The organism is Colwellia sp. PAMC 21821 (genome assembly GCF_002077175.1).
GTDB lineage: Bacteria > Pseudomonadota > Gammaproteobacteria > Enterobacterales > Alteromonadaceae > Cognaticolwellia.
Window position 1 is genome coordinate 815,764 of record NZ_CP014943.1, and the last position, 15,072, is coordinate 830,835.

General features: G+C 41.6%; 4 protein-coding genes. 1 reads left to right on the top strand and 3 read right to left on the bottom strand.

The window, feature by feature from the left end; translation table 11 throughout:
• Positions 1–237: 237 nt before the first annotated feature.
• The 3 genes from A3Q33_RS03480 to A3Q33_RS03490 form a co-directional block, all read right to left on the bottom strand.
• A complete protein-coding gene (locus A3Q33_RS03480; protein ID WP_081178728.1) occupies positions 238–11,982 on the bottom strand; it encodes an Ig-like domain-containing protein in 11,745 nt (3,914 codons plus the stop codon).
• 17 nt (positions 11,983–11,999) lie between these two features.
• Positions 12,000–12,278 carry a hypothetical protein gene (locus A3Q33_RS03485; RefSeq protein WP_155866688.1) on the bottom strand — a complete coding sequence of 93 codons (279 nt, stop codon included), beginning with the start codon at positions 12,276–12,278 and terminating at the stop codon, positions 12,000–12,002.
• 696 nt (positions 12,279–12,974) lie between these two features.
• Positions 12,975–13,226: a hypothetical protein gene (locus A3Q33_RS03490; RefSeq protein ID WP_081178730.1), complete on the bottom strand. Its 252-nt coding sequence runs from the start codon at positions 13,224–13,226 to the stop codon at positions 12,975–12,977.
• Between the two features lie 491 nt (positions 13,227–13,717).
• On the opposite strand from A3Q33_RS03490, the gene A3Q33_RS03495 reads away from it, so the two are divergent.
• Complete coding sequence (locus tag A3Q33_RS03495; protein WP_081178731.1) at positions 13,718–15,040, top strand: M24 family metallopeptidase; 1,323 nt, start codon at positions 13,718–13,720, stop codon at positions 15,038–15,040.
• Positions 15,041–15,072: the final 32 nt, after the last annotated feature.

Consider the following 15,072-nt stretch of genomic DNA (forward strand, 5'->3'; position numbering starts at 1 on the left):
ATGTATTCTTGAACAATTTATCCTCGCTTAAAATTGGTCAATAACTTATTACATTTGGTATTATTTATTTAATCATTATCGCTGCATAGATGCAGCTTATTATAAAATGCAGGAGCATATTGTCCTGAACAACTCGTTATTAAAATAAAGACCTTGTGCTTGGGCATTTTTCCTACGTATAAAATAGCTCACCTGATTAATGAAATTGGTATAATTTCTTTTAAAGTAACTATTCAGCTAATAAGTTCTATTATCAGCGGCAAGTTTAGTTTTACTCGTTCTGTAACGAATCAAGTTCAATAACATAAGCATCATAATCAACAATCCGCCGACATTACCAGAGCCTTTTAAGTTACTCTGCACTTTTTTCTGGTCTTGAGTGGTGTCATTAATACCATCGCTATTATAATCACCATCTTCTTCTTTATCAGGAATGCCATCATTATCACTATCAAGATCTAAATAGTTAGATGAACCGTCACTGTCCAGATCATTAATCCCTTCTATAGCATCACTGAGACCATCGTTATCACTATCAAGGTCTAAAAAGTTGGCTGAACCATCACCATCAAAATCAGTAGCTCCCTCAAGTGCATCACTAATACCATCGTTATCACTATCAAGGTCTAAAAAGTTGGACGCTCCGTCGCCGTCAAAGTCAGTATCTCCTTCTATAGCATCGCTAATACCATCATTATCACTATCAAGGTCTAAGAAGTTGGACGCTCCATCGCCGTCAAAGTCAATATCTCCTTCTATAGCATCGCTAATACCATCGCTATCACTATCAAGGTCTAAAAAGTTGGACGCGCCGTCAGAGTCGAAGTCATTTAACCCTTCTATATTATCGCTGATATTATCATTGTCGCTATCAAGATCAAGGTAGTTAGGTATACCGTCATTATCGAAATCTACTGCTTTTTCATCAATATCTTTAATGCTGTCACCGTCGCTATCTATATCTTGAAAGTTCAACCGGTCATCGCCATCTGGATTAGTTAAAATAACCAGGGTATCGTCAATTCCATCTAAATTATCATCTTGATTAGAATTAAATACCGGATCAAACGCATCATCGATACCATTTAGATTCACATCAAAGCCTGATGGCTCAACGGTAAGCTGTTCTAAGTTATCACTAATTCTATCATTATCGCTATCAAGATCTAAGTAATCTGGCACTAAATCTCGGTCGGTATCTTTAACGGTAAAAATATCATCAATGCCATCGAGATCATTGTCTTCGCCACCGGTAAAGTCAGCATCGAACACATCATCGATACCATCCATATCGTGGTCGAACCCCGATAAATTGGGTCTGCCATTTTCGATTAAATCAGATATACCGTCGTTATCACTATCCTGATCTTTTTCATCGATAATGCCATCTTTGTCAGAATCCAATGAGCGTATATATTTATTGGTCTGCATTCCATTGGTATTTATGTTCGAAACGCTATTAATGCTAGCAACTGCATTTCCGTCATCTACAAATGCACGCTCAGTAACATCCGCAATACCGTCGTTATCATCATCCTTGTCTATAATATCCATCACAGAGTCATTGTCGGTGTCGGCGTTATTTCCATGACCTAGCACTTGTGTATCGCCATCAATCGAATCATCGATGCCATCTTTATCAATGTCCTTAGTGATATCAGCACGTCCATCATTATTTAAGTCAAATGTACTAAATCCATTAGTTTGAATATCAAAAATACCATTATTATCTTTATCTAAGTCTAGCTGATCTGGTATGCCATCTTCATCGGTATCAACCACCAGAGTAGTGACTAATGCTCCAATATCAAGAATTCCATCTCTGTTATCATCTTGAACATTCGCTTCTAAAGTATCAGTATCACCATCATTGTCACTATCAAGATCATTCATATCAATAACACCATCGCCGTCTGAATCTATGAAGACGTAAACATCAATAACCCCATCACCGTTTTCATCTAATTCGTTATAAAGATCAGAGTCAAAAGCATCATCAATACCATCATTGTCATGATCAAAGCCTGTAACTTTAGCTTCTACACCATCTAAAATGCCATCGCTGTCACTATCAATATCGAGGTGATCCGGTTTAAAATTTCTATTGTGATCATTTAGCAATACTCGCAAATCATCGATACCGTCATTGTCGGAATCTACACCATTGGTTTGATTGACATCATAAAAATCTATAATCCCGTTATTATCCACATCAAAACCACCCGTTACGGTTTGGTCATATCTATCCCAAATGCCGTCATTATCTACATCCTTGAAGCCAATAAAAGCTTCTAGTGCGTCTGGAATGCGATCTCCATCTGAATCTTGATCCAAGTAATCAGCAATACCGTCATTATCCGTATCAATAATTTGATAGGTAATCCCGTCACCATCAGGGTCGTCTCCCCCTATGTCTGCATCAAATATGTCATCAATACCATCTTGGTCAATATCATTACCAGAAATTCGCGCTTCAAATCCATCAACAATGCCATCATTATCACTATCTGCATCAAGTGCGTTAATAATACCGTCATTATCAATATCGCCATTACCCTCAATTATATCAGGGATGCCATCACTATCTTCATCACTACTTGAATCTTGAAAATTAGGAATGTTGTCATTGTCATCATCACCGATACCTTCTTCGCTATCAAGAATTCCGTCATTATCAGAATCAGTATCTAGGGCATCAGGTATGCCGTCATTATCAGTATCACCATAACCTTCAATAGAGCTTGGAATGCCATCATTATCTTCGTCTAGATTTACGATTTGCGTAAAATAGATAATGGCGAGGTTTCCTGCTATATCTTCAACTTCAGCTCGAAGATCATAGCTTCCTTCTGATAAAGCAAGCGCACTTTCACACTCCCAAAGGCTTTCAGCTACTGGTGCTAAACATAGCGTATTGTCTGTTGATTCTATAATGGACACAGCGGTCCCATCTTCCGAGTTAGATGCACCTCTAAAGACTAAAGCACCGCTTAGACTATAAGTAACACTATCAAGACTAAAAATGGGTTCTTCCGTGTCCTTATCAATAACAATAGGCTCTGCATTACCAATATTTCCAGCATTATCAGTTTGGCTAGCATTAATCGTCACGACTTCTGCGCCATCAGGAATAGCACTCATATCTTCTGTTAATAACCATTGGCCTGAAGCACAAGTTGCTGAGTTTGAATTCAAACTGTTAATAATAACGTTTACGGAGATACCTTCATCACTACATGTCCCTTCAATGATATAACTTGATTGGTTAATAATATTAATTGCTGCGCCTTTAACAATAGTTAATTCAGGAGGCGTAGTGTCATAATTACTGGTTGCGCGCACGGCTGCAGTATTGAAGTTATTATTACTATCTTGCGCAACATTAGCGTTGACATCTAACGTGACATCGCCGTTCAGTAATGGTGTGATCAACGCTGTAAAGTTACTGCTATCAACTACAGTAAAGCTACTTACTGTTGCATTAGTAACGCTGATATCAGTAATGATAAAATTGAACACCGGCTCACTGAATGAAAAAGTAGCGGTAAAAGTCGTGTTCGTCTCTAAAGGTACATTTTGAATTTGTACCGATGGACGACTACCATCATATTGGCTGCTGACCTGTAAAGCCGCTATGTTAAAATTACCACTGATATCTTGTGCCACATTCGCATTAACATTTAGCGTCACTAAACCATCGGATGTTGGTGTGATCAACGCCGTGTAGTTGCTACTACTCACCGTAATAAAGTTACTAGCTACGCCGTTATTGACACTGATATCACTCAAAATAAACCCAGTAACAGGTTCATTGAATACAAAACTCGCCACAAAAGCACTACTGGTATTCGGTAACACACCTTGGATCGCAATGATCGGACGGCTCATATCAAAGGTACTGAGCGCTGGCACGGCGGCGGTGTTAAAATAGCCACTACTGCTTTGTGCTACATTCGCGTTAACATTGATGGTCACCACGCCATCAGCTGTTGGTGTGATCAACGCCGTATAGGTACTGCCACTAACCGTTGTAAAGTTACTCGTTGTGGCATTTATCACACTTATATCACCCCGAATAAACCCAGTAACAGGCTCACTAAACGCAAAGGTCGCCGTGAAGGCCCCCTTGCTATTGGTTGGTACGTTTTGAATAACAACAGAGGGCAAATTAGCATTAAAGTTACTGCTGACTTGCACCGCGGCAGTATTTAAGTTGCCACTGCTGTCTTGCGCTACATTGGCATTAACATCAATAGTGACCACACCATTGGATATCGGCGTGATCAAGGCCGTGTAGTTGCTGCTACTCACCGAAATAAGGTTGCTGGCTGCGCCATTATTAACACCGATATCACTCAAAATAAATCCAGTGACAGGTTCATTAAAGGCAAAAGTGGCCACAAAAGCGCTATTGGTATTCGGTAATACACCTTGGATCGCAATGCTCGGGCGACTCGTATCAAAGTTACTGAGCGCTGGTACGGCCGGTGTATTGGCATTGCCACTGCTGTCTTGCGCTACATTCGCGTTAACATTGATGGTCACCACACCTTCAGCTGTTGGTGTGATCAACGCGGTGTAACTACTGCCGCTGACCGCATTAAAAGTACTCGCCGTGGCATTTAGCAAACTGATATCACTCAAAATAAATCCAGTAACAGATTCACTAAACGCAAAGGTTGCTGTGAAAGCAGCGTTGGTGTTAGCTGGCACGTTTTGAATCGTAACCGACGGTAAAATCGCATCATAAAGAGTGCTGACTTGCACGGCAGCCGTGCTCAAGTTACCACTACTGTCTTGCGCCACATTAGCATTCACATCAATAGTCACTACTCCATCTGCTGATGGTGTGATCAACGCCGTATAGGTACTGCTGTTAAGGGTTATAAAACTACTGACTGCGGCATTAGTGACACTAATATCACCCAAGATAAAATTACTGACGGGCTCGCTGAAACTAAAAGTGGCCACAAAAGCACTGCTGGTATTTGGTAACACACCTTGGATCGCAATGCTCGGACGACTCGTATCAAAGTTACTGAGCGCAGGTACGGCCGGTGTATTAAAATTACCACTGCTGTCTTGTGCCACACCCGCGTTAACACTGATGGTCACCAGGCCCTCAGCTGTTGGTGTGATCAACGCCGTGTAACTACTGCTGCTGACCGCGGTAAAAGTACTCGCCGTGGCATTTAGCAAACTGATATCACTCAAAATAAATCCAGTAACAGATTCACTAAACGAAAAGGTTGCTGTGAAAGCAGCGTTGGTGTTAGCTGGCACGTTTTGAATCGCAACCGACGGTAAAATCGCATCATAAATAGTGCTGACTTGCACGGCAGCCGTGCTCAAGTTACCACTGCTGTCTTGCGCCACATTAGCATTCACATCAATAGTCACTACACCATCTACTGATGGGGTGATCAATGCCGTATAAGTACTGCTGCTAACGGTTAGAAAACTACTGACCGTGGCATTAGTGACACTGATATCACCCAAGATAAAATTACTGACGGGCTCGCTGAAACTAAAAGTGGCCACAAAAGCACTGCTGGTATTCGGTAATACACCTTGGATCGCAATGCTCGGACGACTCGTATCAAAGTTACTGAGCGCAGGTACGGCCGGTGTATTGGCATTACCACTGCTGTCTTGTGCCACACCCGCGTTAACACTGATGGTCACCAGGCCCTCAGCTGTCGGTGTGATCAACGCGGTATAACTACTGCCGCTGACCGCGGTAAAAGTACTCGCCGTGGCATTTAGCAAACTGATATCACTCAAAATAAATCCAGTAACAGATTCACTAAACACAAATGTTGCCGTAAAGGCGCTATTACTATTGGTTGGCACGTTTTGAATAGCAACCGATGGTAAACTCGCATCAAAATTAGTGCTGACTTGCACGGCAGCCGTGTTCAAGTTGCCACTGCTGTCTTGTGCTACATTTGCATTCACATCAATAGTCACCAAGCCATTAGATGCCGGTGTGATCAAGGCCGTATAGGTGCTACTACTCAACGCAATAAGGTTGCTGGCTGCACCATTATTAACACCGATATCACTCAAAATAAATCCAGTGACGGGTTCATTGAAGGCAAAGGTGGCCACAAAAGTACTGCTGGTACTTGGTAACACACCTTGGATCGCAATGCTCGGGCGACTCGTATCAAAGTTACTGAGCGCAGGTACGGCCGGTGTATTAAAATTACCACTGCTGTCTTGTGCTACATTCGCGTTAACATTGATGGTCACCACACCTTCAGCTGTTGGTGTGATCAACGCGGTGTAACTACTGCTGCTGACCGCGGTAAAAGTACTCGCCGTGGCATTTAGCAAACTGATATCACTCAAAATAAATCCAGTAACAGGTTCACTAAACGCAAAGGTTGCTGTGAAAGCAGCGTTGGTGTTAGCTGGCACGTTTTGAATCGTAACCGACGGTAAAATCGCATCATAAATAGTGCTGACTTGCACGGCAGCCGTGCTCAAGTTACCACTGCTGTCTTGCGCCACATTAGCATTCACATCAATAGTCACTACTCCATCTACTGATGGGGTGATCAACGCCGTATAAGTGCTGCTGTTAAGGGTTATGAAACTACTGACCGTGGCATTAGTGACACTAATATCACCCAAGATAAAATTACTGACGGGCTCGCTGAAACTAAAAGTGGCCACAAAAGCACTGCTGGTATTCGGTAATACACCTTGGATCGCAATGCTCGGACGACTCGTATCAAAGTTACTGAGCGCTGGTACGGCCGGTGTATTAAAATTACCACTGCTGTCTTGTGCCACACCCGCGTTAACACTAATGGTCACCAGGCCCTCAGCTGTTGGTGTGATCAACGCCGTGTAACTACTGCTGCTGACCGCGGTAAAAGTACTCGCCGTGGCATTTAGCAAACTGATATCACTTAAGATAAATCCAGTAACAGGTTCACTAAACGCAAAGGTTGCTGTGAAAGCAGCGTTGGTGTTAGCTGGCACGTTTTGAATCGCGACCGACGGTAAAATCGCATCATAAAGAGTGCTGACTTGCACGGCAGCCGTGCTCAAGTTACCACTGCTGTCTTGTGCTACATTGGCATTCACATCAATAGTCACTACTCCATCTGCTGATGGGGTGATCAACGCCGTATAAGTGCTGCTGTTAAGGGTTATGAAACTACTGACCGTGGCATTAGTGACACTAATATCACCCAAGATAAAATTACTGACGGGCTCGCTGAAACTAAAAGTGGCCACAAAAGTACTGCTGGTATTCGGTAATACACCTTGGATCGCAATGCTCGGGCGACTCGTATCATAGTTACTGAGCGCTGGTACGGCCGGTGTATTAAAATTACCACTGCTGTCTTGTGCCACACCCGCGTTAACACTAATGGTCACCAGGCCCTCAGCTGTCGGTGTGATCAACGCGGTGTAACTACTGCCGCTGACCGCATTAAAAGTACTCGCGGTGGCATTTAGCAAACTGATATCACTTAAGATAAATCCAGTAACAGGCTCACTAAACGCAAAGGTTGCTGTGAAAGCAGCGTTGGTGTTAGCTGGCACGTTTTGAATCGCGACCGACGGTAAAATCGCATCATAAAGAGTGCTGACTTGCACGGCAGCCGTGCTCAAGTTACCACTGCTGTCTTGTGCTACATTGGCATTCACATCAATAGTCACTACTCCATCTGCTGATGGGGTGATCAACGCCGTATAGCTGCTGCTGTTAAGGGTTAGAAAACTGCTGACTGTGGCATTAGTGACACTAATATCACCCAGGATAAAATTACTGACGGGCTCGCTGAAACTAAAAGTGGCCACAAAAGCACTGCTGGTATTTGGTGACACACCTTGGATCGCAATGCTCGGGCGACTCGTATCAAAGTTACTGAGCGCTGGCACGGCCGGTGTATTGGCATTGCCACTGCTGTCTTGTGCTACATTCGCGTTAACATTGATGGTCACCAGGCCCTCAGCTGTCGGTGTGATCAACGCGGTGTAACTACTGCCGCTGACCGCATTAAAAGTACTCGCGGTGGCATTTAGCAAACTGATATCACTTAAGATAAATCCAGTAACAGGTTCACTAAACGCAAAGGTTGCTGTGAAAGCAGCGTTGGTGTTAGCTGGCACGTTTTGAATCGCGACCGACGGTAAAATCGCATCATAAAGAGTGCTGACTTGCACGGCAGCCGTGCTCAAGTTACCACTGCTGTCTTGTGCTACATTGGCATTCACATCAATAGTCACTACTCCATCTGCTGATGGGGTGATCAACGCCGTATAAGTGCTGCTGTTAAGGGTTATGAAACTACTGACCGTGGCATTAGTGACACTAATATCACCCAAGATAAAATTACTGACGGGCTCGCTGAAACTAAAAGTGGCCACAAAAGCACTGCTGGTATTTGGTAACACACCTTGGATCGCAATGCTCGGACGACTCGTATCAAAGTTACTGAGCGCAGGTACGGCCGGTGTATTGGCATTGCCACTGCTGTCTTGCGCTACATTCGCGTTAACATTGATGGTCACCACACCTTCAGCTGTTGGTGTGATCAACGCGGTATAAATACTGCCGCTGACCGCGGTAAAATTACTCGCCGTGGCATTTAGCAAACTGATATCACTCAAAATAAATCCAGTAACAGCTTCACTAAACGCAAAGGTTGCTGTGAAAGCAGCGTTGGTGTTAGCTGGCACGTTTTGAATCGTAACCGACGGTAAAATCGCATCATAAATAGTGCTGACTTGCACGGCAGCCGTGCTCAAGTTACCACTGCTGTCTTGCGCAACATTAGCATTCACATCAATAGTGACTACTCCATCTGCTGATGGGGTGATCAACGCCGTATAAGTACTGCTGTTAAGGGTTATGAAACTACTGACCGTGGCATTAGTGACACTAATATCACCCAAGATAAAATTACTGACGGGCTCGCTGAAACTAAAAGTGGCCACAAAAGCACTGCTGGTATTTGGTAACACACCTTGGATCGCAATGCTAGGACGACTCGTATCAAAGTTACTGAGCGCAGGTACGGCCGGTGTATTGGCATTTCCACTGCTGTCTTGTGCCACACCCGCGTTAACACTAATGGTCACCAGGCCCTCAGCTGTCGGTGTGATCAACGCGGTATAACTACTGCCGCTGACCGCATTAAAAGTACTCGCCGTGGCATTTAGCAAACTGATATCACTCAAAACAAACCCAGTAACAGGTTCACTAAACGTAAAGGTTGCTGTGAAAGCAGCGTTGGTGTTAGCTGGCACGTTTTGAATCGCAACCGACGGTAAACTCGCATCATAAAGGCTAGTAACTTGCGTCGCTGCAGTATTCAGATTACCAAAACTGTCTTGTGCCACATCAGCATTCACATCTATCGTCACCAAACCATCTGCTGCAGGAGTGATTAACGCTGTGTAGTTACTACCAGTAACCGTAATAAAATTACTCGCTACGCCATTATTGACACTGATATCATCCACGGTAAAACCGCTAACATTTTCGCTGAAATTAAAAGTGGCCACGAAGGGACTAATGGTATTCGCTAACACACCTACTATGGCTATTGACGGGCGGCTGGTACTGAAGGTACTGAGCGCTGCCACGGCGGCTGTATTTAAATTACCACTAATATCTTGTACCACATTTGCGTTAACATTGATGGTCACCACACCATTGGCTGTTGGTGAAATCAATGCAGTATAGTTACTATCACTAACCACGATAAGATTGCTCGCAGTGGCATTTGTTAAGGTGATATCAGCCAGGTTAAACCCGATAACGGATTCACTAAAGGCAAACGTAGCAGTGAATGGATTATTGCTAGTTACAGGTACGTTTTGAATGGCAATTGATGGACGACTAGTATCATACTGACTAGTAACTTGTGCTGCCGCAGTATTCAGATTACCAAAACTGTCTTGTGCCACATCCGCATTCACATCTATTGTCACCACACCTTCAACTGCTGGTGTAATCAAAGCAGTGTAGGTAGTGTCATTAACTGTAGTAAAGTTACTCGAAGTGCCATTTATTACATCGATATCACCGAGTAGAAATCCAGTAACAGATTCACTAAATACAAAAGTAGCTGTAAAAGCGGCGTTACTGTTTAAGGGGACATTTTGAATAAGAATTGACGGTAGGCTTGTATCGTACAGGCTGGTAACTTGCGCAGCCGCAGTATTGAATTTACCACTACTATTTTGTGCTACATTCGCGTTAACATTAATGGTGACAACACCATCAGTTATTGGTGTAATTAAAGCAGTATAGCTGCTGCCATTAACATCAGTTAAGCTAGTCGCAGTAGCATTGGTAACACTGATATCAGCCAGAACAAACCCAGTGACTAATTCACTAAAAGCAAAAGTTGCCGTGAATGATCCATTACTATTGGTTGGCACATTTTCAATCAATATTGAAGGACGACTCGCCGTAAAGTCACTGCTAACTTGCGCCGCTGCTATGTTTGAATTACTTGCACTATCTTGTGCAACATTACCATTCACATCGACAGTCACCGCACCATCCACTGTTGGTGTGATCAACGCAGTGTAGGTACTATCATTAACAACCGTGAAGTCACTGGCTGTTGCATTCGACAGACTAATATCACCCAAAGTAAACCCGGTAACAGGCTCACTAAACGCAAAAGTCGCCGTAAAAGCAGCGTTACTGGTAGCCGGAACATTTTGAATAGTGATTGTCGGCTGAATAAAATCTACCGTTAGTTCTAAGCTACTTTGATCCGAAACATTATCAGTACCATTTGTTACGGTAGCAATAACATTATAGGCTCCTTCAGATAATGAATTACCTGAAGGAATAGTTAACGACCATGTATTATTTGTGACAGTAAAGTCGATATCTTCAACGTAGGTAATACTGTTCAATACAATGTTTAATTTTTCTGAGCCTACTGCAGAACGATAAGCTAAACCGGTAAGTGTCGGCGTAGCATTATTTGTATTTAAACTATTAACGGTTGGAATACAACTATCGCCAGTGATAGCAAATACTTTTTCGGTAGCATTACCGATACTAATACCTAACGCATCAACCGTTGGGTCAGCAAACTTATTCACAATATCACTAATAACAGGTGCTAAAACATCATCGACGACAGCACTACGAATCAAGTTTGTAACTTGAGTAGTAGTGAGTAAAGTTGGATCTGGCGTAGTGGTCAGTACTGTATTCGTCAGTAAAGAACTCAGCAGTGTATTAACAATACCAACACCCGACGTTGTGGTTTGGCTTTCAGGAAACGGAGAAATAAAATCAAGGCTTTCTAATAAGCCATTTGCATTGGCATTAGCACGTGCTTCTAATGCAATGGTTTCACTAGCTAAACCTAAATCTAAAGCTATACTACCGATAACAACAGGCGTTACTTCAGTTGTATAGTCAATATCACTGTCTAATGTTCTGTCATTAAAATCGGCGGCATCAATTTGTCCTAGGTATAAACTTGCGACTCCTGGTGTTACATTTAAACGTAAAGTTTGAGTTAAATATGACAACTGATCGATGGTGCCATTTGCTCTTGCAACGTCCGCATACATTTCAAAGTCAGTCAGAGTTACAGCAACATTGGCTGTCCCTAAAGTTAAGCCTAAGTCAATCGATAATGGTGCTATAGCTACATCAACCAGATCAGCTAATATTCTAAGCCTAATAGACGAGGTACTAAATGCTGTTCCTACTGGACCACTGACTAGTTTAGGTCCTTCAACAGCAATTATACCGACAGATATATCGCTAAGAGAAACACCTAATGGACCAATGTTACCATTAAGTCCAAGTGCTGATAAATTTAAAGAAATGTCTTGTGCGCTAATGGCATTTTGGTGATTAAATGCTTGTATTATCAGCATATGAAAATCGAGTACATTAACCGTAGTTGACAATATAGCGTTGTCTGCCACATCTAAATCAATAACATCGAGTAATGAAAAAGTACCGACTGGCACCTCAGCTTTTATGGTATTTAATGTGGCAATGGCAAGCGTATTCCCCCCTGACTTTGCAGAACGGTAATTGCCGCATTAATTGCTTGAGTGAGGGTTATGTTGGCAGCAACAGCATCTGATTTGTTAGCAACACTGAGATCTAATGCTAAGGTGTCGAGGTAAGTTTCTAGATCTATTCCCGCCGTTAGCAAAGAGCTATATTCAGTGTCTGCAACGGAGAGTTTTACATTTAATCCTAATAGCCCGCCAGTAATAAAATTGAGTAACTCTGCATCAGAGGTACTAATTGTAGCCACGCCACTACTTGCTACAAAAACCGATTCGCAAGTTTCAATTGATTTTACATAAAATGATGTAATCAACAGCTGAAAAATAATAACAAACCGTAAAGAACTTAATACTTTTTTAAAAAAAACATCCATATTTATTGACCACCTGCATTTTGAAAAATCTAATAAAACATCAAAATTGTTCAACGTATCAATAAAGCGTAGGTCAAGAATTTAAAAAGTAAAAAAAAAGTAAAAAAAATTAAAAAATAAACATGAAATAGTTTTAGCTAAAATAAAAAATAAAATCATTCGGCCGCATACCTGTACCCCTTGTTTTATATAGCTCTATTTTCTCACTAAAAAAAAATGTGATATCTGCTTTATTTTATCTCTAGATTAAATCAGTAGTAAAAACAAAATTCGTAAAGTTAAAGTTACAATAAAAAAGTTATTAACGTATGTAGCCTAACTAATAAAGAAGTTAAGTTTGCTATTTTATCAATTAGCGAGATGTGTTTTTATATGCATAATCAAATAAAAACATGGTGAAGCTGGCTTGTGTAGTTTTGTGTGGTGATGAATTAACGAAGCGATATTTTAACGGGTAAAACTTAGTCTAAGGCTTTTCCATTTATCATAGCTCGAGAGTGCAATATTTGACGCCTTTAGTCATTTTCAAACCAGCAAAGCATTAGTATCAAACATTTGACTTAATGACTGTTATTTAAACCAAACTTTACCACCAATAAATTTATAAGCTGGCAATCCTCGGATCAGACTCTCGCGAGCAAAGGGTTTTTGGCATTTAGGACAAACACAAGACTCAACCGTATAATCTTGACTGATGCGTTCTTTAAAACTTTTAACTAACGCCCCTTTTCCGCCCTTCCGATATTTAAATAGTAAGCTGTTGCAACCGACACAAAAAATATCGACGGTTTTCGTGGGGCCTTTTTTATTTGGTTTTGCCATAAATGTATTCTATGTATGAGGTCAATTGTGAGTAATGATTTACCTGAATTTTTGGTGGACTATTGATATTTTTAATAAGGAGCCTGCTTATCTCATTTGGTTAAGGTAACCGACTTTACAATAACTGAAATTAGTCTGTTATCTCGTCGATATTATGGGATAAATCCATTAAATTAAACTATTAGCCACTTTTTCTCGATTATAAATGCTACGAAAGCTCCCTTTCACCTGATATAACCTACTGTTAGACAAGCTATATGCCGATATTAACACCTAGTAAAATTTGCCGCTACAAGCCGTTTCTTAACATCAACAACACCGGTTATTTCCAGTAAATAGTACAGTCGTTTTATCATTCATATTCATACATCCCATGAACTTGGCTTTTTGTCGGTTACCGCTTGCTCATTAATAAAATAAACGCTAGCGTAAAGTTATAAAATTGTGCATCTCCAATTAGGTCGCACTTTGACGCTAGACAGGAAAAACCCATGAATATCAGTAAAAGAACTTTTTTAAAAGCTGGTGGTGCAAGTGTTGCCACTTTGGCGATTGCCACTCAAACAATCACGTCAACTGGCCTTGCAGCATCCTCTAGTGCTCAATCTACTGGAGATAAAAGCCAAGATTCAACCCTGAAGCCAATTACAACGACTATTAAAGGCATCAGTAAAACTGAACGACTTGCGCGTATTAGCCATGCTCAAAAATTAATGCGAGAACTTGATATTGCAGCGTTGATCCTTGAACCCGGCGCAGCCATGGACTATTTTTCTGGTGTGCAATGGTGGCGCAGTGAGCGTTTAACGGCGGTTATTATCCCACGTGAAGGTAAAGTTTCTGTGGTTTGTCCTTTTTTTGAAGAGCCAAGCGTACGTGAAAGTTTAGCGATAGGTGATGATATACGTGTTTGGCAAGAGCACGAAAGTCCATTCATATTAATTAAGCAAATATTAAAAGACGCAGGACTAAACAAAGGCAACCTTGCCTTTGAAAACTCAGTACGATATTTCGTGTTAAGTGGTGTTATGGAACAGCTTTCTGACATGCAACATGTTAGCGCCGAATCTGTAACTCGTGGCTGTCGTATGTATAAAAGCCAGCACGAACTCGAGTTAATGCACAAAGCTAACGAAGTTACTTTACTTGCCTATGCTGACGTTTTCTCAAAACTAAAAGCAGGTATGAGCCAAAGCGATGTAAAAGCATTAATGCACACAGCCCAAGGACAATTGGGTGGTAAAGGTGCATGGAATATGGCGCTATTTAATCAAGCTAGTGCTTATCCACATGGCACTAAACAAAAACAGGTACTGACCGAAGGCTCAGTAGTCTTAATGGATTGTGGTTGTAATGTTCATGGTTATCAATCTGATATCAGCCGTACTTTTGTCTTTGGTGAGCCAACTAAGCGCCAGCGTGATGTTTGGCAAACTGTAAGACAAGGTCAAGAAATCGCTTTTGAGCAAGCTAAAATAGGTACACAAGCCGGCTTAGTTGATGATGCCGTACGTAAATTTTATCAAACTAAGGGCTTTGGTCCTGGCTACAAATTACCAGGCTTATCGCACCGAACTGGACACGGCATTGGCATGGAAGGACATGAAAGTGTCAACTTTGTTCATGGTGAAACTACGATTTTAAAACCCGGTATGTGTTTTTCTAATGAGCCCGGTATTTATATTCAAGGTGAGTTTGGTGTGCGTTTAGAAGATTGTATTTACATGACCAAAAATGGTCCTCAATGGTTTACTATGCCGCCAACATCTTTAGACGATCCCATAGGTAAATTAATTAAACTTAGCACAATATAAAGCAGTACTTTAGTTTTAATAAGCCAATACCT

Excerpts from the sequence above, each read along its gene's own strand:
- A3Q33_RS03490 (WP_081178730.1), bottom strand. The coding sequence starts at position 13,226 with ATGGCAAAACCAAATAAAAAAGGCCCCACGAAAACCGTCGATATTTTT.
- A3Q33_RS03495 (WP_081178731.1), top strand. The coding sequence starts at position 13,718 with ATGAATATCAGTAAAAGAACTTTTTTAAAAGCTGGTGGTGCAAGTGTT.